This is a genomic window from Polyangium sp. y55x31 (genome assembly GCF_029946505.1).
Classification (GTDB): domain Bacteria; phylum Myxococcota_A; class Polyangia; order Polyangiales; family Polyangiaceae; genus Polyangium.
Map to the genome: position 1 here is coordinate 477,578 of NZ_JARZHG010000005.1, position 20,848 is coordinate 498,425.

A 20,848-nucleotide genomic window follows, 5' to 3' on the forward strand; every position below is an offset into this window, starting at 1 on the left:
ACCATACTCCGTTCGTCCCGCTCTTCAAGGCGTCGTGCGTGACGACTGCGTGGCAGCGTCCGCCTCGTTCGCCGGGGCGGCCCCTCCGACCACGATAACTTCCGTGTCCTCCGCTTCCGGGGGCGCCTGCAATCGCGCGAGCAGCTCCTCGTAACGACGCCGGAGGGCCGGGCGATCCGGCGCGTTTCGTGCGGCTCGATACCGCGCGTCGAGCGCCCGCTGGAAATCCCCGCGCGAGATCCACGACTCCGCGATCCGATCGAGCGCCGTCGCGTCCTCGGGATCGAGCGCGAGCGCGGCCTCGTACGCCGCGTGCGCCGCGTCCTTCTCCCCGCGCGCCTCGCGCAGCCGCCCGATCGCCACGTGAATCCGCGGCGCGTCCCGCCCGAGCCGCGCGAGCCTGCGCGCCGCGACCTCGACCCGCGCGAGATCCCCGGCCGCCGCTGCGCGCCGGATCCCCATTTCCTTTTCCCAGGCCGCCGCTGCCCAGACGCCCGCCGCCACGAGCCCCGCCGCGATGAACGCCGCCCGTAGCACCCACGCCCCGAGGCCCCGCGCCGCCGGGACCACCTGTGGCGCCGCGCTGGTTTGGCCCACAAGCACATTCCCGACCGTGCCATCCCGGAGCTTCCAGATCGCCCCGTCGAGGATGAAGTGGTGCAAATTCACCACGGCGGCCACGAGGAGCCCGAGCCCCGACTCGAACGGCAGGATCCCGAGCGCGCCCGGCGCGCAGACGAGCGCGGGGAACACCCAGATCGTGGAGCCCGCCAGCACGGTTTTTCCGAGATACAGAAGGCCCGCTGGCGCCGCCTTGTCCACGCTCCCGGAGGCACGCGCGTAATGGAACGAGATCCACAGATATTGCACGCTGTGCGCGATCGCGACCCAGATGAACGCGAGCGCCGTCGCCCCGCCCGGACCATACAGCGCCGGCCGCGCGAGCCCGAGCAACACGGGCAAAACGAACCACGCCGCCTGGCTCAGGACGAGCGTGAGCGCCGGCGCGAGCCGCGTAATCCCGGCGAGCGCCACGAGCTTCCGGATCACGAGCCCGGTCACCACCACATACGAAGCCCCCGCGACGGCCAGCGCGCCCAGGGCAAACCGCGCGGGAATCCCGAGCGGCGCGAATCGATAGGAGGCGCTCGCCGCTTGCAGAGGATCGGCCCCGCCGGCCGACGCGGCGCCGTGGATGTTCACGAAGACGAGCACGAACGAGAGGACGAACGAGATCCAGACGAGCCGCCGGAGCGCCGGCGTCGGCGTGATCCCGGCGCGGCGCAGGAACATCATCACGAGTCCGAAGTTCTGGGCCGTGTAATGCCAGGGGCTCCACGTGAGATAAAGCGTGATGAGCCACGTCCCGAGCCGCGGCGCGGCGAGCGCCCCCGCGAACGCCCCCCAGACCAGGAAACCGAGGGGAAACGCATAAAGGAAATACCGTCGCCGCGCCGATTCCGTCCCGTAGACCCGGAGCAGCGTCGCCCCGTAATGCGGGATCCCGGTCACGAGCACGACGAGCGGCAGCCACCCTTCGAGCGAGCCCATCGGCGCGCCGATCGCGGCGAGCGCGACGACGACGAGCCCATACCCGAGCCCGCATCCGAGCAGGAGATCAGGCCATGGGCCGAGGAGCCAGGGCCGGGGCGCCGCGACGGCGGTGGACATCGCGGCGCATTCTACCGCCAAAGGACCCTTTCGAGACAAGGACGAACGTCCCGCGGCGCATGAGGAATGCTACTTTGGGGGCCAGCGTTTCGGCCGTTCCATGAAGTCCACGCAGATCTCGGGCCTCCTCCTCGCTGCGATGCTCGCCTCCGGATGCCGCGCCGAGCCGGTCCCGGTCGCCGTCACCGAGCCCGAGGCCGCGGCGCCCGGCAGCGGCGGCAAACGCGCCGAGCCGCAAAGCGTGATCACCGACGACGCGGGCGTTCCCGACGCCGCCGCTGTCGCCTCCCCGTGCGCCGCGAGCGCCGGCAAGACCACGGTGGTCGAGCACGAGCGCGAGCTGTTTTCGTGCGCGCCGAACGCCGCGCCCCGCAAGCTCACGACCGGCGGCAAGGACTGGGCGCCCTCGCTCGCGGCCGACGGAAAACACGTCGTATTCCTCCGCGACGCCGGCACACAGAGGGTGCGTCTCGGCAGCGGCCCGAACGATTTCGTCGATATCTCCGACGACCGCGTGATGCTGCTCGACCTCGAAACCGGCGACCTCACGGAGATCGGTCGCAACGACGAGCGCGAGGGGTGCCTGAGCCTGGGCCCGCCGCAGCTCGTCGACGCGAAGACCGTGATCGTCGCGGCGCACGGCTACGAGGTGCCGACCATTCACAACCTATCGGTTTGTCTCGTCGATATCCCCACGCGCAAGCTTCACCTGCTCGGCCACCGCACCCGCTGCGCCCTGCCGATCACGGCGGGGCGCCACAAGGGGCGGTTTTACGTCTCGCACATGGACTTCAAGGTGGGGCAGGGGGTCTACGAATCGAACCGCCTCGTCGACCGCGAGGGCCACATCGTGAAGCGCCTCGAGGACAACCCCTTCATCCGCGACTGGAACGGCGACGGCCACATCATGAACGAGGAGACCTACCCCGAATGCGGTGACGTCCCCATGCCGGCGGCCGAGGTCGAGGCGATCATGAAAAAGCTCTGACGCGCGACGATGATTCCACAGGCTGTCAGCCGCCCTCGACCTCGGCCTTCAGCGCGTCGACGAGCCGCTTCTGGTCCGCGCCGGCGGGCACGCCCTCCTTGGCGAACATCACCTTGCCGTCCTTGCCCACCATCACCACGCCCGTGATCTCGTTCTTCAGCTTGTAGGCCGAGCGCATCCCGCCGGTCCAATCGCAATAGACCGTCGTGCCTTGTTTCTTCGTCTCTTCGCGCACGGCGTCCTTCACGGTGCCGCGCGCCGGCCAGAAATCGTACGGGCTCACGTCCGCGACGAGCAGGAGCGACACCTTCGACGCGTACGGCCCCGATTTCAGGAGCTTGACGAGTTCGCGCCGGAACGCCTCGCTCTTCGGCGCCGACGTCCGGTCGTCGTAGACGATGACGATCGGCTTTCCCTTCAGCGATTTGATCTCGACCGCCTTGCCGTCGGCGTCCTCGACACGCGCGTTCGGGGCGACGGTCTGCTCCGAAAGCACGGCCAGGGCGGTCGCGGTCGGCAGCGTCGTCGCCGCGAGCAGGGTGATTCCGAAGGCGAGCAGAGTTCGGCGGGCAAACTTCATTGCCCATCAAACAAACCGCTTTTTTCGCAGCCTGTCAAGCGCTCCACGATCGGCCGAGATCCGGAGAGCGCGCCGGCCGCCCCGGACATCAATTTTCCGTCAGGTAGAAAAACGCGATGCACATCTCGTCGTTCGTGCCCTGGCCCCAGGTCGTCGTGGTGTCGCGCCCGAGCGTGTCGTACGTGCACGTGATGTGCATCTGATCGCCCAGCGAGAGATCGATCGGCTTCGTGTAATGGGCAAACCCCTGCCAGTGGAAATCCCAGTCGTTCACGCGGGCCAGGCATTTCTCCTCTCCGCCGTGCAGCGCCGAGACATGCATCCCGCGCCCGAGCTTGTGCATGTGAGGCCAGAGCCCCCACAACGTGACGTTCATGAACAGGGGCATGCTCGCGCTCTGTTCGACGCTCGGCTGCTTCGGCGGCAGGAGCAGGTTCGTGGCCGCGATCCGCTTCACCGTGGCCTCCTTCGGGACGCTCTTTTCGAGCATGAGGTCGATCTGCGTGCGATCGGCGTGGCGGCCATTTTCTTGGTTGTAATGGATCTGCAAGATCGTCTTCCGCCCCGCGCGCATGCGCAGGCCCGTGCCCTCCGGGAAGCGGAGCGCGCCGCTGCCCGGGCCCGCGCCGACGAGCCAGCGCGCGTCCTTCACGTGGATGTCGTCGATGCACGAATATCCGAACCCGGGCTCGCTCGCGTCGCGCGCCTCGGCCGCGGCCTCGGATGCCTTGGTGTCGATGGAGTACATCGTGAGGTGGTGCAACATGGATGCGACGCCCGGACGAACGTGGAAGCCGGTGATGAACACGTCCTCCGTGAGCTCGGGGTCGAGCACGAAGCACCGGTAATCGTCGAATTTCGCGGCGTCCGGGGTATACGTGTCCTTCATGTCGATGGTCAGGTCGACACGATCGAGCTGCGCCAGGGCCTTCGGCGCGGGAGGCCCTCCTTTCGGCGGCTCGCCCTCGGGCGCGCCGGCGCGGGCCCAGGCCGCGATCGTCTCGATCTGCGCGTCCGAGAGCCAGCGGCCCTCGACGTACGTGTTGCATTCGCCGCTGTTGTCGAGGACGAACGGGGGCATGCTGCGCGACGACGTGGAGATGCGAATCGCCTCGGCGGTGCGGCGCGCGTCCTCGTAATCGACGAGGGAAAACGGGGCGATGCCACCCTTTTCATGACAACTCTGGCAATGCTCGGCGAGGATGGGCGCCACGTCCTCGTGATACGTGGGTACCCGGAGCGGGGCGCTCGCGTCTCCCTCCTTGCCACCGCACGCGACGAGCGAAAATACTGAAATCGTACCAAGGATCCACTGCGTCCGCATCATCGAGCCCTCCTTTTGGGGTCGGGGGCGACCTGTCTTGGTCCGGCGGGGCCGGTGCACGACGCGTTCCACGGCTCGGCGGGCCGATATTTCGTGGCATGCCACGTGCACGACTTGCGCGGGAGGGAGGCCAGCGCATGAACGCCATCGCCAGGGAATTCAAGGACTTCATCTCACGCGGCAACGTGGTCGATCTCGCGGTCGCCGTCGTGCTCGGCGCGTCGTTCAATGCCGTGGTCACGGCGTTCACGAACGGCATCCTGATGAACCTGATCGCGGCGATCTTCGGGAAACCGAACTTCGACGCGCTCACGTTCAGGCTCGGCCATGGCGTGATCGAGTACGGGAAGTTTCTGACCGCCGTGGTCAATTTCGTGATCGTGGGCTTCGCATTGTTCCTGTTCGTCAAGGGGATCAATGCGATGCGGCGACCGCGGCCCGCGGCGCCCCCGCCGCCCCAGGAGTCGGATCACGATCTGCTCGCGCAGATCCGCGACGCGCTGGTCACGAAGACGCCCTCGCGCATCTCGTAGCCACGACGCGCGACATCGCCGCGCGGAGCTGTGGTAGGGTCGCGACGTGGATCGTTACCGAAGTTTACGCCTCTCCCTCCTCGTCGCGATCGGCGGAGCCGCATGCTCGGCCTCTCCTCCCGCCTCGTCCGGCGCCGGCGAGGGCACCGTCGTCGCCATCCCCACGTCGCCCGCGAGCGCGACGGCCGAGCCCGCGCCCGACGGCGCGCCCGAGCCGGAGGCGCCGAAGCGCGTCGGCTGGGTGACCGAGAAAAACGGAAACGTCCACCGCGCGAGCCGCGTGACGTGTGACGCGACGATCGACATTCCCGCCTGCGCGGGCACGGAGAAGCACCAGTCCTGCAAGACGGACGCCGATTGCACGGAGCATCCGCACGGCAAGTGCACGAGCGGGATCGGGCAGGTCGGGACGTATTGCGGCTGCACCTATTCGTGCGAGACCGACGACGACTGCGGCTCCGGAAAAGCCTGCGTCTGCAAGGGCACGGGCGCCCTGCGCGCGCGCCACTCCGTCTGCGGGGACGCCTCCTGCGGCACGGATGCCGATTGCGGGGCGAGCTCCTGCGGTTTGTCGGCGTATTTCAATGGTTGTTACGAGCAGGTCACGCTCGCTTGCCGGACCAAGGAGGACACCTGCAAGAGCGACGCCGATTGCGGGGAGACGCCGCGGCTCGGCCCGGCCTGCGTGGCGATCGGCCCGAAGGGCGCGAAGCCGACCTGGCAATGCGCGGGGATGTCCTGCGTGATCGGCCGTCCCCTCGTCGTCGAAGGCGAGGTTCGTGCTGCCCAGCCGCGCGCCCGCGCGGACTGGCGCGCGCCGCTCGTCTTCGACGTGGAGAACCTCTCTGCGGAGGCGCGCGAGGCGATCGCGGCGCATCATGCAGCCATCGCCGCCATGGAGCATGCCTCGATCGCGAGCTTCGCGCGCTTCTCCCTCCAGCTCCTTGCGCTCGGCGCGCCCGCGGAGCTGCTCGCGGAGGCGCAAAACGCCGCGCGTGACGAGGTGGAGCACGCGCGGGTCGAATACGCCATCGCCTCCCGGATCGGCGGGCGAATCCTCGGGCCGGACAAACTGCCGGAGGCGACGGCGCGGCTCGCGACGGACGTCGTTTCGTTCGTGGAGTCGCTGGTCGTCGAGGGTTGCGTGGGCGAGACGCTCGGCGCGGCCGAGGGGCAGGAGGTCGCGCGCGCGGTGAAGGACGAGGGCCTCGGGGCCGCGCTCGCGCAGATCGCGGAGGACGAGGCGCGGCACGCGGCGCTCGCGTGGAAAACCCTGCAATGGGCGCTCGACGCGTTCGGGGACGAGGCGCGCGAGGCCGCGACACGGGCGTTCGAGCGGGCCCGGGCGATGCACGAAAAGGATCCGCCGAAGATGCCGGTGGAAAACGAGGAATTCGGCGTGCTCGCGGCGCGGACGCTGGGCACGCTCCGGCGAGAGGCGCTGCGCGAGGTCGTCGTGCCGTGCGCCCGAGAGCTCGGGCTCGTCACCTGGTCTTGAGCTTCGGGGCTTCGCAAGGCAGACTCCGCCCGTGGCAAGCAAAGGAAGACCGTATCGCACGGTGACCGTGGAGGGCTTCGAGGTCCTCATCGGTCGCGGCGCCGAGGACAACGACTACCTGACGTTCGACGTCGCGGCGCCGCACGACGTATGGCTGCACGTCGCGGGGGGGACGCCGGGGAGCCACGTCGTCGTGCGTAACCCCGACCGTGTGGAGGTCCCCCGCTCGGTCATCGAGATCGCCGCCTCGGCGGCCGCCTGGTATTCGAAAGCGCGGGGCGCCCCGAAGGTCGAGGTGCATTTCTGCCGCGCATCCGAGGTCTCGAAGCCCCGCGGCGCCCCCGCGGGGCTCGTGGAGATCTCGAAATACAAGAGCGTGAAGGTCAAACCCGTGGCACCGGCGGGCGCGACGGATTGACGGGCGGCCCATTCGACGCGTGGTCGAGCACGTGCTACGCCTCGGCCGTCACACAGCCGACCTCGATGGTTCGGCACGCGCTCTCGCGCGATCGACCGACGGAATGGAAAGACTTCTCATGACGCCCCCCACGCTTCCGATTCTCGAGTTCATCCTGAAGAACTACAAGAACTTCAATGCGCGCGCGACGCGTGACGCATTGATTGCCTACATTCGACACATCGAGAGCGGCGGGAAGATGTTCTGGGCCCTCGCGGGGGCCATGTCGTCGGCGCAGCTCGGCATCACGCTCGCGCCCGCCATCCGCGCGGGGCTCATCCATGGTTTGTCCGTGACGGGGGCGAACCTCGAAGAATCGCTCTTCCGGCTCGTCGCGCACGCGAGCTACAAGGATTTCCCGGACTACCGCTACTTCACGAAGGAGGACGACACGAAGATCCTCGAGGACCGCATGCGACGCGTCACCGACACGAGCATCCCCGAGGACGAGGCGTTCCGCGCCGTGGAGAAGTACCTCGTGCCCATGTGGAAAAACGCGAGCGCGGCCGGCGAGCGGCGCTTCTGGCACGAATACTTCTACGACCTCATCCAGCGCCTCGACCCGGCGCTCCACGAAGGCGACCCGGACGCGTGCTGGCTGCTCGCCGCCGCGCGCAAGAATCTCCCGATCGTGGTCCCCGGCTACGAGGATTCGACGTTCGGCAACATCTTCGCCTCCCACGTCAAGCTCGGCGAGTGCAGCGCGATCATCGCCAAATCCGGCATCGAGTACATGGCCGCGTTTTATGACCAGTACCGCGAGCTCTCGACAGGATCGGGCGTTGGCTTCTTCCAGATCGGCGGCGGCATCGCCGGGGACTTCCCCATCTGCGTCGTGCCGTCGATCAAGTACGACCTCGAAGAGCCCGTGAAACCCTGGGCGTATTTCTGCCAGATCTCGGATTCGACGACGTCGTACGGCTCGTACTCGGGGGCGACGCCGAACGAGAAGATCACCTGGGACAAGCTCACGAAGGATACGCCCATGTTCGTGATCGAGTCGGACGCGACCATCGTGGCGCCCCTGCTCCTCAGCGCGTTGCTCGAATACAAGCAGCACCCGGAAGCAGCGAACGCGCTCTTGTCGAAGCTCTCGTAATCAGGGGAGGGCCTTCACGCACGGCCCCGATCGTGTCGAGGGCGCGGCCGCCCCGCGTGGTTCTCAGCTTCCGCTCTCGTCCGCCCCACGAAACCCGTATTTCCGCAAGAGCGTCCGGAGGTGGCTCCGGTCCATCTTCACCCGGCGCGACGCCTCGGAGATGTTGTCGTTCGTCGCCCGGAGGAGCGCCCGCACATAGCGCCGCTCCCATTGATCCGAGGCTTTTTGTTTGCACACGCGGAAAGGCACTTCGAGGTCGATGTCGTCGTCCCGCTCCTTGGCCCCGGCGCCGGACTCGATCTCGGCCGAAAGCGCGAGGACCGCGGGATCGTTGAAGAGCACGGCGCGCTCGATCGCGGCGCGCAGCTCGCGCACGTTGCCGGGCCACGATTGCCGGCGGAAGGACTCGAGGAGGTCGTCCGGGATGGGTTTGTCGGGGACGAGCTCGGCGTGGAAATGGCGCGCGAGGCGCTCGATGTCGCCCGTGCGCTCGCGCAGCGGCGGGACGTGGATACGGACCACGTTGAGCCGGTAGAAGAGGTCGGCGCGGAACGTGTTGCGGTTGACCTCGGTGCGCAGGTCGCGGTTCGTCGCGGCGATCACGCGGACGTCGAGCTTGACGCGCTGGTTACTGCCGACGCGCTTGACGCTGCGCTCCTCCAGGGCGCGGAGGAGCTTCGGCTGCATGTCGAGCGGCAGCTCGCCGATCTCGTCGATGAAAATGGTGCCGCCCTTCGCCTGCTCGAACGCGCCCGCGCGGTCGGCTTGCGCGCCTGTGAACGAGCCTTTGACGTGCCCGAAGAGCTCGCTCTCGATGAGCGTGGGCGCAATGGCCGCGCAATCGAGCACGACGAACGGGCCCGCCGCGCGCGGGCTCGCCTCGTGAATGGCCGCCGCGAGGACGCCCTTTCCCGTGCCGGTTTCGCCTTCGAGGAGGACGGTGCTCTCCGATTGCGCGACGCGCGGCAAGGCCGCGAAAATGCGGCGCATGGCGGCGCTTTGCCCGAGGAGCGGACCGAAGCCGTCCTCGGGGCTCAGCGCCTCGCAGATGTCCTCGTTCACCTGATCGACGAGCAGCGTCGTGCGGCCGACGCGCACGCGCGCGCCGGGCTCGACGTAACCCGAGAGGACGCGCATGCCGGCGACCCAGGTGCCGTTCGAGGAGCCGAGGTCCTTCAAGAGATACCCCTCGGGCGTCGCCGAGAGGCTGAAATGGTGGCGGGAGACGGTCGGATCGGGGAGCACGAGGTCGTTTCCCTGGGCCGTGCCGACGGAGACCTCGCTCATCTCGGCGCGCAGCGAGGTGCCGGCGCCGGGGCCTTCGACCACGGTGAGCGAGAATCCGTCGAGGCGCAGCTCCTTGGGCCGGGAATGAAGGGGCAACGTGCTTTTCACCGACATGGGCGCGCAGCCTACCACGGCGAAGGCCGCGCGTGCGCGTCCCGTGGTATCCTGGGACCGAGGGTGCAATCATGCAAACAGGCAAGGCGGCGCGGATCGCCCTGATCGTGGGGGCCTTTGGCCTCGTGGCCTTCGGCTGCCAGTTCGTCGCGGGGATCGCGGGGCTCGAGGCGACGGACGAGACCGGCGAGACGTGCGACGAGGCGGCGTGTGGCCCTTATGCCTGCAATGCGGAGGGGACGGCGTGCAACACGAGCTGCACCCGGATGACGGGGGGTTGCAAGGAGGACGCCGTCTGTGCCGCGCCGATGAATCAGAACGGGACCTGCAACGAATGCGGATGGCAAGCCATGTCCGGGGTCTGTCCGAGCGCCGAATGTGATTCCTGCGCCGGGAACGTGTGCACGAGGGTCTGCGACCAGCCAGACGAGTGCATGCAGGCCGACATGGATGCCGGAACCTTCACCCTGCAACTCGATACGAGGCAGGCGCCCGCTCGGCTCGAATGCAAGGATCAATGCAACGACGTCCTCGTGAATTGCATGGGTGGTTCTCCCTGCGAGGTCGTCTGCGAGGAGGGAGGCTGTCAGAACCTGACCGTGAAATGCGGCCCCGACGGCGCCTGTAGCCTCGTCTGCAAGGGCCAGAGCTGCGCGGGCGCGACCGTGATCTGCGGCGACAATCGCTGCACGGCCACGTGTGATGCCGCCGTGGAGATCGATCTCGTCTGCGGCGGCTCGTGTGATTGCAAGTCGGAGACGTGTCTCTGAACGTCAGAACGTGCCGCGGAGCCCGAGCACGCCGGGCCCGAGGAGGGGCGTGACGGAGACCGCGGGCGGGGGCGCGTGTTCACGTTTGGGCGCGAGCGCGATACCCGCGATGCCCACGCCGAGGCCGAGGACGGCCACGCCAAACCCGATGTTCGACACGTTCGCCAGGGTGGTCGCGGTGGCGAGCGCGTTGGCTTGTCCGGGGCATGACGAGCCATTACAATTCGGCAGGATCTCGCTCGCTTTGGCCAGCGTGACGATCCCCGTCACCGCTCCCACGAGGAGCGCCGCGCCGCCGCCGCCGAACCCCGTGACCATGAGGACGGCGGAGGCGCTCGGGCCGGTCGGCGCGGGCAGGGGAGGCTCCGCGGGCGGCGGCTTTGTCGGCGAAATCGGCGGCGGCAAAGGCTCGGGCGGCGGTGGCGCGACCTGCGCGGGCGGCGGCGGCGCGTCTTCGAGGGCGGGGATCACGACGGGAATCTCGCCCGGTTGCGAGGGGACGGTGACCTCGCCGGTCCAGGCCCGTTTGCCCGGAGCAACCACGGTGACGGTGTGTTTGCCCGGGTCGATCGGCAAGGGGACGTTCAGCGCGGCGACGTCGATGGGTTTGTCGTCGAGCTTCATTCCGAGGCCGGCGGGTGGCGCCTCCATGCGCAGGACCACGTAGGCGAGCTGCTTCCTGAGCTCGGCGACGTGGTCGCGCGCGAATTGCTCGCGGTCCTTTTGCCCCTTTCCACGCGCGAGCGAGGCGGCCGACGTGTATTCGGCCCAAGCCGTCGCAATTTTTCCTTCTTTTTCGTGGCAGACGGCGAGGTTCAAGAGCGTGCCGAGCTTCGGGTCGAGGCGCTGGCTCTCGGCGAGCTTCGTGCAAGCCTCGGCATAACGCTGCTCGTCGAGGAGCTTGCGGCCCTGCTGGAAGAGCGCCTCGGCGAGGGCGATGGACGGGCCCTCGGGTGATTGCGCGCGCACGCGGGCGCCGGAGGAGGTGACGGCGAGCGAGAGCAAAACGGCAATCGCCGAGCGCCTCATTCCCGCTCCCCGAGGATCGGATCGAGGTTCGGCGTCTTCGGCGGCGTCCTGGTCTTCACGGGTTTGGCGGGGCGCGATTGCGGAGCCGCCGAGGCCGAGGCCGAGGTCGCCGGCGTGGGCGCGGGCGCGGGGCTGATTTCGGGCGGCGCGGGGGAGGGCGCGGCGGTCGGGATCCGCTCGGGCTCGGGGGATTCGTCGCGCATGCCGGAGCTCGCGCCGGGCCCAAAAGGCTCGTCGCTCGGGGCGCGGCTGCGCGCCATGAGCGAGGCCGTGCCGCCGATCGCCGCAATGCCGAGCACGGCGAAGAGCCACCGGGCGGACGGGCCATTCTTTCGGTTCACGCTCGACGAATCGAGCGCGGACATGCGCTCGGTGGACGAAGGCTCGGTGCGCGCGTGCGGCGTCTCCGCGGGGGCCGAGCGACCGGCCTGCGCCGTGGCGCGGAGTTCTCCGTTTCCGAGCGGGGCGCGGGCACTCTCGACGCCGGACGGCAAGGGGGGACGGGGCAAAAGTCCGACCTCCACCGCCTGCAGGGCGAGGGCGGCGACGGCCTCGCCCGCCGACGCGGGGCGATTGCGCGGGCGCTTTTCGAGCATGGCGAGGACGGGCGCGTCGAGCGCCGCGGGGAGGTCCGGACAAACGCTCGCCATGGCCGGCGGCGGCTCGGTGTCGTGCTTGAGGACGACGTCCATCGCGGAGTCGCCGGCGAAGGGCACCGAGCCCGTGAGCATTTCGTGGATCATCACGCCGAGCGAATAGATGTCGGACCGGGGGTCGACCTTTTTGCCGCGCGCCTGCTCGGGGGACATGTAGAGCGGCGTGCCGAGCAGAACGCCCGAGCCGGTCTTGTGGGCGACGTCGTCGTCCACGAGCTTCGCGATGCCGAAATCGAGCAATTTGGGGAAATGGGAGCCGTCGCGCTCGGCGGCGAGGAAGACGTTCTCCGGCTTGAGGTCGCGGTGCGTGATGCCCGCCTCGTGCGCGGCGTCGAGCGCGGAGGCGACGCCCTGGGCGATCTGGAGGGCCGTCGGGATCGGCAGGCGGCGCTTCTGCTGGAGGAGCGCGGCGAGCGTCTGGCCCTCGACGTACTCCATCACGAAGTAATGCCGTCCGCCGGGGAGCGTGTTGAAAGAAAAGATGTCGATGATGTTGCGGTGGCGGATCTTGTTCACCGCGCGCGCCTCGGCAATGAAGCGGGAGACGGTCTCCGGATCCGAGGCGAAGCGCCGGTTCAGGACCTTGACGGCGACCTTCTTGCCGATGAGCGGATGTTCGCCGGCATAGACGTCGCCGAACGTCCCGCCGCCGATCTTGCGGTCGATGCGGTACTCGCCGACCATCGTGCCGGGCGCGAGCGTGTCGTCCGTCGGAAAGAAATCGGGCGATACGAGCGCCGCGTCATGCGCCGGGCATACGGGCACGTCGTCCTCGTAGCCCTCGCGGCACTCCGGACACATTCGCATACGAGGCCGGATCTTACCGTTTCCAGGTGTTCCTTGGCTACACCTTCGAGGAGGCGATCCGGCCCACGAAGCCACGCTTGCCGAGGGCCGGGAACGCGCCATGATGCGCGAACTTTCCAGGCAGGGAGTGCTTGGAGGACCAACGGCAGGGGAGGGGTACGTGACGAAGAAAGGCCATCCTTTCGCGGTCTTGGGCACGTGTGTCCTGGCGGTGCTCTGCGGGTGCAGCGACAACGTCGCCGAAAAGCCGGAGGGCGTGAAGGCGGCCGTCCGGGCGACAGCCGAAATCACGCCCTCGACAGGCCAGAGCGTCACGGGGACGGCGGTGTTCACCGAGGAGAATGGGTTCGTGCGGCTCACGCTCCGGTTGAATGGCCTCGTCCCCGGCGCACACGCCGTGCACATCCACGAGATGCCCGACTGCGGCATGGACGGAAACAATGCAATGGGTCACTGGAACCCGACGAACGAGGCGCACGGGAAGTGGGGGAGGCCGCCGTTTCATCGGGGCGATATCGGCAACGTGACCGCGGACGCAATGGGAAAGGCGTCGCTCACGCTTCGAACGGATCTCTGGACGCTCGGGGACGAGTCCACGACGGACGTCGTCAATCACGCATTCATGGTGCACGCGGATCCGGACGATTTCACCTCGCAGCCGGCCGGCAATGCGGGCGCGCGGATCGGCTGCGGCGTGATCAAGCTGAATCCGTAGCGGCCGAAGGCTCGCGCTCGGACGTGGGCTCGGGCTCGCTCGTGAGGAGCTCCAGCACGGGAGGCTCGGGGACGAGGACGAGCGCAGGAGCCGGCGGAGGCGCGGGCGCGGCGAGATCCGGGGGCGCGGGGCTTGCCTGGGCCCCGGCTGCATCGGGCTTGGGTTTGTGCGTGAAATAAAGCGCCATTCCCGTGAAGAGGAAGCCGCCCACGAAATTGCCGGCCGTGACCGGGAGCTGGTTCTTGAGCCACCAGTCCGCGAAGGTCACCTTCGCGCCGAGCATCATGCCGGCCGGAATGACGAACATGTTCACGACCGAATGCTCGTAGCCGTGCGCGAAAAACACGAGAATCGGTAGCCAGGCGGCGGCGATCTTGCCGACGGTCGACGTGGACGTCATGGCCATGACGACGCCCAGACAAACCATCCAGTTGCAGAGGATGCTGCGGACGAACACGCCGAGGAGGCCGGCGAGGCCATACTGAGGAAACTGGGTCTTGGCCTGGGCGATGGCGACGATCTTGTTCGCGACGGCGTCGGGCGGGACGCTCCCGGCCATCGTGAGCGAGATCGAGAGCAGCCACGCATAAAAGAGGCTGCCCGCGAGGTTCGCCGAGAATACGACGCCGAAGTTGCGCAGGAGCTGGAAGAGGGTCGCGCGCTTGTCGAGCATCGCCATGGGCAGGAGCGCGAAGTTGCCCGTGACGAGCTCGAGTCCGAGCAGGACGATCATCACGAAGCCGACGGGAAAGAGGAGCGCGCCGGCGACCGGGATCGTGGTCTGGACGGTCGTGGTGACGGCCAGGCTCGTGGCGAAGCCGAGGAGCGCGCCCGCGAGGAAGCCGCGGATCACGAGGTCCCGGAGCGACGCCGCGGCCTTGGCAGCGCCCGCGTCGAGCATGGTGGAGACGACCTTCGACGGAGCGACGTAGTCCATGAACGGCGCCATCATCACCCGCGCGCGCCGCCCTTGGGAAGCCCCCTCGCCGGAGGATCACAGGAACCACACCAAGAAAGCGCGTGTCGCTCCGTCTATCTGCGGTCCGCGAACCTGGCGCTCCGTCCGGGTGCGCGGGTGTGATACAACAAACCAGCCATCGAGGTGCACATGAACCCGAAGCGGTGGAGTTCGCGCGTCATTCTGGGGGTTTCGTTACTCGTGACAGGGGCCGCGGGGGCCGAGGACGCGCCGGCGCCGGCGCCGGAGCCGAAGGCGGAAGGTGCGGCGGCCGCCGATCCCGCAGCCGACGCGGAGGCGTTCCTGAAGACGTGGAACGAGAGCGGCAAGCCCCTTTGCGAGAAGAACGAGCCGGGTTGCGCAGCGGCCGGGCAGGCGCTGGTGAAGGCGGCAGCGGCGTTCGAGGCGGCGCACAAGCGAGACAAGGCGATCGCCGTGCGGAAGATGATCCTCGACCCGAAGAACCGGCTTGATTACACGGATTACGGCAAGGAGGCGGCATTCACGGTCGCCACGAACCTGCAGTCGATCGGCGAATTCGTCGAGGCCGCGAGTTACCACGAGTCGGCCGCGCGCAAGTTCCCGCAGATGGCGCAAGCGCCGGCGGCGCTGGCCGAGGCGGTGACGTTGCGGATCGGGCTGAAAGATCAGAAGGCGGCCGCCGAGGACGTGGAGCTTTTCACGAAGAATTACGGGGCGAAGCAGCCGGAGGAGTCGGCGCGGCTCGCGGTCGGGTTCGCGGATTTCCTCGTCGGCGAGGAGAAATGGGCGGACGCGCGCGGGTGGCTGCAGAAGTGGATGGCGGCGGTGGACAAGGCGGGGAGTCTGCAGGAGCGGATTCACGCGCACACGCTGCTCGGGCGCTCGCTGCAGAAGCTCGACGACAAGAAGGGCGCCGCGAAGGAATACGAGATCGTGCGCGCGGCGTGGAAGGAGCCCGAGGCCAGCGTGAAGCAGCTCGCGGCGATGGGCGGCAGCGATCAGGAGCAAATGCGGCGGCTCGGGCGGTCGTTGACGGACGTGGGCGAGGCGTTGTTTTTCTTCGCCGAGCAAAGGCGGGCCGAGGTCGATGCCATCCGATATCCCGAATACAAGGGGGCCGCGAGCCGTGACGAGGTGATGAAGCACATCAACACGAAGGTCGTGGAGTGGGTGAAGAAGAAGCGGCCGGCGATCGAGGAGGTGGAGAAGGCCTACAGCCAGGTGACGGCGCTTGAGCCCGTGGCGCCGCCGCGGTGGGTGGTGGCCTCGGCGTCGCGCGTGGGGCAGCTGTGGGCGAAGTTCGTCGCGGAATTCCGCGCCGCCCCGATCCCCAAGGAGTGGCGGGGGAACGGGGTGATCCCCGGGACGACGATCACGTACGAGGAGCTTCGAAGAGCTTATTACGAAAAGCTCGACGAGGCGAGCGAGCTCCAGAAGCTGCAGGCGAAGAAATCGTTCGAGGTTTGCGTGAAATACTCGTCGAAGTATCAATATTTCGACGAGTATTCGCGATCGTGCAGCGTGTGGCTCGCGAAGAACTACGGCAAGGAGTACGTGCTCGTGGAGGAGTTCGTCCCGCGTCAAGCGGTCATGAGCGTCGTCCTCCAGCCGTCGCCGGTGGCGAAGGCTCAGCCCTCCCGCTAGAGGCGCATCGCGTGGACGAGGGCGCGCGCCGGGCCATCCCGACGCGCGCCCGGTCGTGCTAGGGAGAGCGCATGACCCCCGACGAACCCTACCTCATGCCCTCCCACGTGAGGCTGCTCGTCTCCGACACGGCGCGCGCGACGGCATTTTATGAGTCGCTCGGTTTCCACTGCGTGAACCGCGACAGCGTGTTCGTGCACCTGCGCTGGGCCCGGTACGCGGACGTGTTCCTGGTCGGCATGCCGAGCGGCGTCGAGCTGCCGGGGCAACGCGGGCTCGGGGTGATCCTGTGTTTTTACGCGAGCGAAGAGGTGTCGCTCGACGATCTGCGCGCGCGGGCCGAGGCGAGCGGCGCCGCGGTGGACGGGCCGCGCAACCAGCCGTGGTTCACGCGTGAGCTCGTGGTGACGGACCCGGAAGGGTACAAGATCGCATTCGTGGCGCCGAGCGAACGCGTGGAAGCGTAACGCTCACTGGCACGCGAGCCGGCAGCGCGATGCAGCGGAGAGGCACTGCGCCTGGCAAGATTGCCAGCGGCCGTACTCGCTGCTCAACGTCGGCTCGGCGCCGCAGCCGCGATTGCATTGTTTCTGCGTGGCGGAGCAGCGGTCGACGCAGGCCGTGCCATTGTCCGGGAGCGCGGGTTTGTCCGTGGTGGCGGGCGCTTTGCGAGGCTGGGTCGCGGGCGCGGCGCGGGTCGTTGCCGGCGCGGGGGTGTCGGAGGGAGCGGCGTCGTCGGAGGTCGGAGGCTCGCCGCCGGCCGCGTCCGCGGGGCGCGAGGGGCGGCCGATCGAGGGCGGACGGCCGATCATGGGGCGCATGCCGCATTGCTCGTAGGCACTCTTGAAGAGGGCGGTGCTCGGCTCCTCGTTCGGGCCGAGGGGCAAGTCGCAACCACGCGCGAGGTTGCCGAGGCTGCGGCGCACGGCGTCGGCCGCGAGGCGCGAAGGGCCGCTCTCGCGGAGAGGTCGGTCGCCCTTGGCCATCGCGTCGGTGCCGGCGAGGAGCGGCGCCGGGCCGGAAGAGCTTGCGCCGGCGCGGCCGACGAGGAAGGCGCCGACGGAGGCGACGACGATGACGACGCCGGCGATGGCGAAGAGCACGGTGAAGCGGCGGCCGTCGACGGGGCGCGCAGGCTCGCGCGGGGAGGCCGTGCCGGGCCAGACGGGCGCGTACGGATCCCGGAGGAGCGGGGCCTCGGGGCCGCGCGGAGGTTCGATCACGGTGGGAGCGGGCGCGGGAGGAGGCGCGGGCGCGGCTGCGGGTGCGGAAGCGGCGTCGGGAGCGGAAGCGGAAGCGGCTGCGGGAGCGGGCTCGGCTGCGGGCGCGGGAGCGGCTTCGGGTGTGAGCGGCGCGAGCGGAGGCGGTGGCGGGAAGGCAGGCGCGGCGCCGGCGCGGTGGACCGGCGCGGGCCACTCCATCAGCGGCCGCGCTTGCTTCAGCGCTTCGACGAGACGATCGAGCGAGCCTTGTCGTTCGAAGTGCCGGACGACCTCACGCGCGACGTCCTGGATGCCGCGACCCTCGCCGGGCAGGCCGGTCGCGCCGAGGCCCTCGGCGAGCTCGCGTAGATCCTTGGCGCTGAAACAAAGCGTGATGCTTCGGCGCACCTCGGCCGGGTCGTAGCTCGGCCGTTCCCCTTGGTCGCTCACGCCGGGAGCTTACCTCGGCCCGCGGGCCATGGGCACCGGAAGCGCTCCGCCGCCCGTTGGAAACGAAACGCGGGGTTCGGGGCGCAGCTCGGCTTGTCCGAGTGTAGCCCCGAGTGTTGAAGGCGTTCGGGGCGCAGCTCGGCTTGTCCGAGTGTAGCCCCGAGTCGAGTGTTGAAGGGACTCGGCACGCGCCGTGAAGGCGACGGGGAAGGACATGAAGCCGAACGCGCCCGAGCCCGCCCGGATCGAGCAGAAAGCGTACTACGCGGAGCACGCCGAGGCCGTGCTCGAAGCCCTCGGGAGCTCCGAGCGCGGGCTGCTCTCCACGGACGCCGCCGAGAGGCTCGCCACGCACGGGCCGAACGTGCTGCCGAAGGCCACCCGAGAAAGCGCGCTGCGGCTCTTGCTCCGGCAGATCGAGAGCCCGCTCATCTACGTGCTCATCGCGTCCGCGGCGCTCGCGTTCGCGCTCGGGAAGATCACGGACGGCGCCGTGGTGCTCGGCGTGGTCGTGCTGAACACGTTGATCGGGTTCGTCCAGGAGTACCGCGCGGGGCAGGCGATCGAGGCGTTGTCGAGCCTCGTGCCGGACGTCGCGACGGTGATGCGCGACGGCAGGACGATCTCCGTGCCCGCCGAGGAGCTCGTGCCCGGCGACGTCGTGCTGCTCGCGGCCGGCGACAAGGCGCCGGCTGACATGCGGCTCTTCCACGTGAAAAACCTCGCGGCCGACGAGGCGCCGCTGACGGGCGAGTCGGTGCCGGTGCGCAAGCACGTGGAGCCGGTGCCGAAGGACGCGGCCGTCGCCGATCGGAAGAGCATGGTGCACGGCGGAACGTTGATCACGACGGGCACGGGGCACGCCGTGGTGGTGGCGACGGGCGCGGCGACGGAGATCGGGAAGATCTCGTCGATGTTGCACGAGGCCGTGGAGCTCGAGACGCCGCTCACGCGCTCGCTCGCGCGCGTGGCAAAGGTGCTGACGGTCGCGATCGCGATCGTGGCGGCGCTCATGGTGGTCGTCGCGCTCGTGCGAGGGTATCCGCTGCTCGAAGCGGTGCTCGCGGGGATCACGCTGGCGGTGGCGGCGATCCCGGAGGGCTTGCCGGCGATCATCACGATCGCGCTCGCCATCGGCGTGCAACGCATGGCGGCGCGGCGCGCGGTGGTGCGGAAGCTGCCGGCCGTGGAGACGCTCGGGCAAGCCGGCGTCGTGTGCACGGACAAGACGGGCACGCTGACGCGGAGCGAGATGACGGTGGCGGCGATCTGGACGCCGTCGGATGCGTACGAGCTGTCGGGCGTGGGATACACGCCGGAAGGCGAGCTCAGGCGCGGAGGCAAGGCCGTCGGGACGACGCCGGACGACGTGCGCGCGCTCCTCCGCGCCGCGGCGCTGTGCAACGACGCGCGGCTCGCCCCGCGGGAAGGCGGAGGCTTCGGGATCACGGGGGATCCGACGGAAGGGGCGCTCGTCGTGGCCGCGCAGAAGCTCGGGATGACGGGCGACGCGCTGCGCGAGGAGGCGCCGCGGCGCGACGCGATCCCGTTCGAGTCGGAGCACAAGTACATGGCGACGCTGCACGCGCCTTCGTCGGGCGCGCAGGAGATCCTGATGAAGGGCGCGCCGGAGGTGGTGCTCGGCCGCGCGACTCGGCTCGCCGGAGGAGCGCCGCTCGAGCGACATGTCGTGCTCGAACACGTGGAGGTGATGGCGGCGCGCGGGATGCGCGTGCTCGCGGTGGCATCACGCAAGCCGGAGCCGCCGATCGCGGGGCTCGGCGAGGCGGAGGTCGCGTGCGACTTCGAGCTGCTCGGGCTCGTGGGGATGATCGATCCGCCGCGGCCGGAGGCGATCGAGGCGGTGAGGGCGTGTCAACGCGCGGGGATCACGGTCAAGATGATCACGGGGGATCACCCGGTGACGGCGAAGGCGATCGCGATCGAGCTCGGGCTGATCGGGTCTTCGGACGAGGTCGTGACGGGGCGCGAGCTCTCGACGATGCCGCGCGCGGAGCTCGCGAAGGCGGCGCAGACGCGGAACGTGTTCGCGCGCGTGGCGCCGGAGCACAAGCTCAGGCTGGTGGAGGCGCTGCAAGCCGCGCGGCAGGTCGTGGCCATGACGGGCGACGGCGTGAACGACGCGCCGGCGCTGAAGCAGGCGAACATCGGCGTCGCCATGGGGATCACGGGGACGGCCGTGGCGAAGCAGGCGGCCGACATCGTGCTCACGGACGACAACTTCGCGAGCATCCGCGCGGCCGTGGAAGAGGGGCGGCGGGTCTACGACAACCTGATCAAGGCGCTCGCGTTCGTCTTGCCGACGAACATCGGCGAGGCGCTCGTGCTGCTCATCGCGGTGCTGTTTTTCCCGCTCGAAGACGGGCGGCCTCTTTTGCCGATGGCGCCCGTGCAGATCCTCTGGATCAACCTCGTCGCCACGGTGACTCTGTCCCTGCCGCTCGCGTTCGAGGCCAAGGAGCCGAACCTGATGGAGCGGCCGCCGCGCCGCACCGACGAGCCCATCCTGGGGCGGTTCGTGCTCGCGCGGACGGCGGTCGTGGCGCTGCTCATGACGGCCGGCGCGGTGGGGCTTTTCTTGACGGAGTACCGAGACAAGCTCGACGCCGGCCTGTCCGCGGAGTTCGCGCTGCGCGAGGCGCAGACGATGGCCGTGACCACGATGGTCCTGTTCCAGGTGTTCTACCTCCTGAACTGCCGCTCGCTCCACGGCTCGTCGCTCGCGATCGGGCTGTTCTCGAACCCGCTCGTGTACGTGGGGATCGGGGCGCTCCTCTTGCTCCAGCTCGGGTTCGTCTACCTGCCGTTCATGAACACGCTCTTCGATTCGGCCCCGCTCGGCGCCCGCGAGTGGGCGAAAGCCGCGGCCGTCGCCCTCGTGGTCCTGCCCGTCATCGGCCTGGAGAAGTGGTGGCAACGGAGGAGGGCCGCGCGCCGGACCGGCCGCACCCCGGGAGGGCCGAGCTTCCGGGTCTTCCGCCCGCGGCTCCGCCCCCATCCCTCCTGACAGCGGCCAACACGCGAAAATGCCGCCGGCGCCGCTTTCCTCGGAGCGGGCAAGGC

General features: G+C 69.0%; 18 protein-coding genes. 10 read left to right on the forward strand and 8 right to left on the reverse strand.

All coding sequences use genetic code 11. The features are described 5' to 3' along the window. Window positions 1-24 precede the first annotated feature (24 nt). Window positions 25-1,671, reverse strand: a complete 1,647-nt coding sequence (locus tag QHF84_RS13530) for a hypothetical protein (RefSeq protein WP_281313681.1) — start codon at window positions 1,669-1,671, stop codon at window positions 25-27. A gap of 100 nt (window positions 1,672-1,771) precedes the next feature. Here QHF84_RS13530 and QHF84_RS13535 point away from each other — a divergent pair, with 100 nt between their 5' ends. Then, window positions 1,772-2,659: a hypothetical protein gene (locus QHF84_RS13535; RefSeq protein ID WP_281313682.1), complete on the forward strand. Its 888-nt coding sequence runs from the start codon at window positions 1,772-1,774 to the stop codon at window positions 2,657-2,659. Between the two features lie 25 nt (window positions 2,660-2,684). On the opposite strand, the gene QHF84_RS13540 is transcribed toward QHF84_RS13535, so the two are convergent. Together QHF84_RS13540 and QHF84_RS13545 are read right to left on the reverse strand one after the other, a co-directional pair. After that, on the reverse strand, window positions 2,685-3,239 hold the full coding sequence (locus QHF84_RS13540) for a YtfJ family protein (RefSeq protein WP_281313683.1): 555 nt from the start codon (window positions 3,237-3,239) through the stop codon (window positions 2,685-2,687). 88 nt (window positions 3,240-3,327) lie between these two features. Next, complete coding sequence (locus QHF84_RS13545) at window positions 3,328-4,566, reverse strand: hypothetical protein (protein WP_281313684.1); 1,239 nt, start codon at window positions 4,564-4,566, stop codon at window positions 3,328-3,330. 134 nt (window positions 4,567-4,700) lie between these two features. Here QHF84_RS13545 and mscL point away from each other — a divergent pair, with 134 nt between their 5' ends. The 4 genes from mscL to QHF84_RS13565 all read left to right on the forward strand — a co-directional run bounded on the left by mscL (window position 4,701) and on the right by QHF84_RS13565 (window position 8,150). Beyond that, complete coding sequence (gene mscL, locus QHF84_RS13550) at window positions 4,701-5,096, forward strand: large conductance mechanosensitive channel protein MscL (RefSeq protein ID WP_281313685.1); 396 nt, start codon at window positions 4,701-4,703, stop codon at window positions 5,094-5,096. Window positions 5,097-5,142: 46 nt separating this feature from the next. Next, the gene (locus QHF84_RS13555; protein WP_281313686.1) at window positions 5,143-6,594 is read left to right on the forward strand and encodes a ferritin-like domain-containing protein; all 1,452 of its coding nucleotides are present in this window, start codon (window positions 5,143-5,145) and stop codon (window positions 6,592-6,594) included. Between the two features lie 31 nt (window positions 6,595-6,625). Continuing rightward, the gene (locus QHF84_RS13560) at window positions 6,626-7,012 is read left to right on the forward strand and encodes an NFACT RNA binding domain-containing protein (protein WP_281313687.1); all 387 of its coding nucleotides are present in this window, start codon (window positions 6,626-6,628) and stop codon (window positions 7,010-7,012) included. 118 nt (window positions 7,013-7,130) lie between these two features. Continuing rightward, window positions 7,131-8,150 carry a deoxyhypusine synthase family protein gene (locus QHF84_RS13565; protein ID WP_281313688.1) on the forward strand — a complete coding sequence of 340 codons (1,020 nt, stop codon included), beginning with the start codon at window positions 7,131-7,133 and terminating at the stop codon, window positions 8,148-8,150. A 63-nt stretch (window positions 8,151-8,213) separates the two neighbouring features. On the opposite strand, the gene QHF84_RS13570 is transcribed toward QHF84_RS13565, so the two are convergent. After that, window positions 8,214-9,551: a sigma 54-interacting transcriptional regulator gene (locus QHF84_RS13570; protein WP_281313689.1), complete on the reverse strand. Its 1,338-nt coding sequence runs from the start codon at window positions 9,549-9,551 to the stop codon at window positions 8,214-8,216. A 71-nt stretch (window positions 9,552-9,622) separates the two neighbouring features. Between QHF84_RS13570 and QHF84_RS13575 the strand changes: the two genes are divergently transcribed. Next, the gene (locus tag QHF84_RS13575; RefSeq protein ID WP_281313690.1) at window positions 9,623-10,321 is read left to right on the forward strand and encodes a hypothetical protein; all 699 of its coding nucleotides are present in this window, start codon (window positions 9,623-9,625) and stop codon (window positions 10,319-10,321) included. Window positions 10,322-10,324: 3 nt separating this feature from the next. Here the strand turns inward: QHF84_RS13575 and QHF84_RS13580 are convergent, their stop codons facing one another. Together QHF84_RS13580 and QHF84_RS13585 are read right to left on the reverse strand one after the other, a co-directional pair. Beyond that, window positions 10,325-11,350 (reverse strand): hypothetical protein, encoded by a 1,026-nt coding sequence (locus QHF84_RS13580; RefSeq protein WP_281313691.1) that lies wholly within the window; start codon window positions 11,348-11,350, stop codon window positions 10,325-10,327. Beyond that, window positions 11,347-12,813 carry a serine/threonine-protein kinase gene (locus QHF84_RS13585; RefSeq protein ID WP_281313692.1) on the reverse strand — a complete coding sequence of 489 codons (1,467 nt, stop codon included), beginning with the start codon at window positions 12,811-12,813 and terminating at the stop codon, window positions 11,347-11,349. Before QHF84_RS13585 ends, QHF84_RS13580 begins: the two co-directional genes overlap by 4 nt. A gap of 160 nt (window positions 12,814-12,973) precedes the next feature. Here QHF84_RS13585 and QHF84_RS13590 point away from each other — a divergent pair, with 160 nt between their 5' ends. Beyond that, window positions 12,974-13,528: a superoxide dismutase family protein gene (locus tag QHF84_RS13590; protein WP_281313693.1), complete on the forward strand. Its 555-nt coding sequence runs from the start codon at window positions 12,974-12,976 to the stop codon at window positions 13,526-13,528. Here QHF84_RS13590 and QHF84_RS13595 read toward each other — a convergent pair. After that, window positions 13,512-14,465 (reverse strand): formate/nitrite transporter family protein, encoded by a 954-nt coding sequence (locus QHF84_RS13595; protein WP_281313694.1) that lies wholly within the window; start codon window positions 14,463-14,465, stop codon window positions 13,512-13,514. The two genes, QHF84_RS13590 and QHF84_RS13595, sit on opposite strands and share 17 nt — an antisense overlap. A gap of 171 nt (window positions 14,466-14,636) precedes the next feature. Here QHF84_RS13595 and QHF84_RS13600 point away from each other — a divergent pair, with 171 nt between their 5' ends. Continuing rightward, a complete protein-coding gene (locus tag QHF84_RS13600; RefSeq protein ID WP_281313695.1) occupies window positions 14,637-16,112 on the forward strand; it encodes a hypothetical protein in 1,476 nt (491 codons plus the stop codon). Window positions 16,113-16,183: 71 nt separating this feature from the next. Then, window positions 16,184-16,579: a VOC family protein gene (locus tag QHF84_RS13605; RefSeq protein ID WP_281313696.1), complete on the forward strand. Its 396-nt coding sequence runs from the start codon at window positions 16,184-16,186 to the stop codon at window positions 16,577-16,579. Window positions 16,580-16,582: 3 nt separating this feature from the next. On the opposite strand, the gene QHF84_RS13610 is transcribed toward QHF84_RS13605, so the two are convergent. Continuing rightward, a complete protein-coding gene (locus QHF84_RS13610; RefSeq protein ID WP_281313697.1) occupies window positions 16,583-17,764 on the reverse strand; it encodes a hypothetical protein in 1,182 nt (393 codons plus the stop codon). Between the two features lie 214 nt (window positions 17,765-17,978). On the opposite strand from QHF84_RS13610, the gene QHF84_RS13615 reads away from it, so the two are divergent. Next, complete coding sequence (locus QHF84_RS13615; RefSeq protein WP_281313698.1) at window positions 17,979-20,792, forward strand: HAD-IC family P-type ATPase; 2,814 nt, start codon at window positions 17,979-17,981, stop codon at window positions 20,790-20,792. Window positions 20,793-20,848 lie beyond the last annotated feature (56 nt).

Excerpts from the sequence above, each read along its gene's own strand:
- QHF84_RS13530 (WP_281313681.1), bottom strand. The coding sequence starts at position 1,671 with ATGTCCACCGCCGTCGCGGCGCCCCGGCCCTGGCTCCTCGGCCCATGG.
- QHF84_RS13535 (WP_281313682.1), top strand. The coding sequence starts at position 1,772 with ATGAAGTCCACGCAGATCTCGGGCCTCCTCCTCGCTGCGATGCTCGCC.
- QHF84_RS13540 (WP_281313683.1), bottom strand. The coding sequence starts at position 3,239 with ATGAAGTTTGCCCGCCGAACTCTGCTCGCCTTCGGAATCACCCTGCTC.
- QHF84_RS13545 (WP_281313684.1), bottom strand. The coding sequence starts at position 4,566 with ATGATGCGGACGCAGTGGATCCTTGGTACGATTTCAGTATTTTCGCTC.
- mscL (WP_281313685.1), top strand. The coding sequence starts at position 4,701 with ATGAACGCCATCGCCAGGGAATTCAAGGACTTCATCTCACGCGGCAAC.
- QHF84_RS13565 (WP_281313688.1), top strand. The coding sequence starts at position 7,131 with ATGACGCCCCCCACGCTTCCGATTCTCGAGTTCATCCTGAAGAACTAC.
- QHF84_RS13570 (WP_281313689.1), bottom strand. The coding sequence starts at position 9,551 with ATGTCGGTGAAAAGCACGTTGCCCCTTCATTCCCGGCCCAAGGAGCTG.
- QHF84_RS13575 (WP_281313690.1), top strand. The coding sequence starts at position 9,623 with ATGCAAACAGGCAAGGCGGCGCGGATCGCCCTGATCGTGGGGGCCTTT.
- QHF84_RS13580 (WP_281313691.1), bottom strand. The coding sequence starts at position 11,350 with ATGAGGCGCTCGGCGATTGCCGTTTTGCTCTCGCTCGCCGTCACCTCC.
- QHF84_RS13585 (WP_281313692.1), bottom strand. The coding sequence starts at position 12,813 with ATGCGAATGTGTCCGGAGTGCCGCGAGGGCTACGAGGACGACGTGCCC.
- QHF84_RS13595 (WP_281313694.1), bottom strand. The coding sequence starts at position 14,465 with ATGGACTACGTCGCTCCGTCGAAGGTCGTCTCCACCATGCTCGACGCG.
- QHF84_RS13600 (WP_281313695.1), top strand. The coding sequence starts at position 14,637 with ATGAACCCGAAGCGGTGGAGTTCGCGCGTCATTCTGGGGGTTTCGTTA.
- QHF84_RS13605 (WP_281313696.1), top strand. The coding sequence starts at position 16,184 with ATGACCCCCGACGAACCCTACCTCATGCCCTCCCACGTGAGGCTGCTC.
- QHF84_RS13615 (WP_281313698.1), top strand. The coding sequence starts at position 17,979 with ATGAAGCCGAACGCGCCCGAGCCCGCCCGGATCGAGCAGAAAGCGTAC.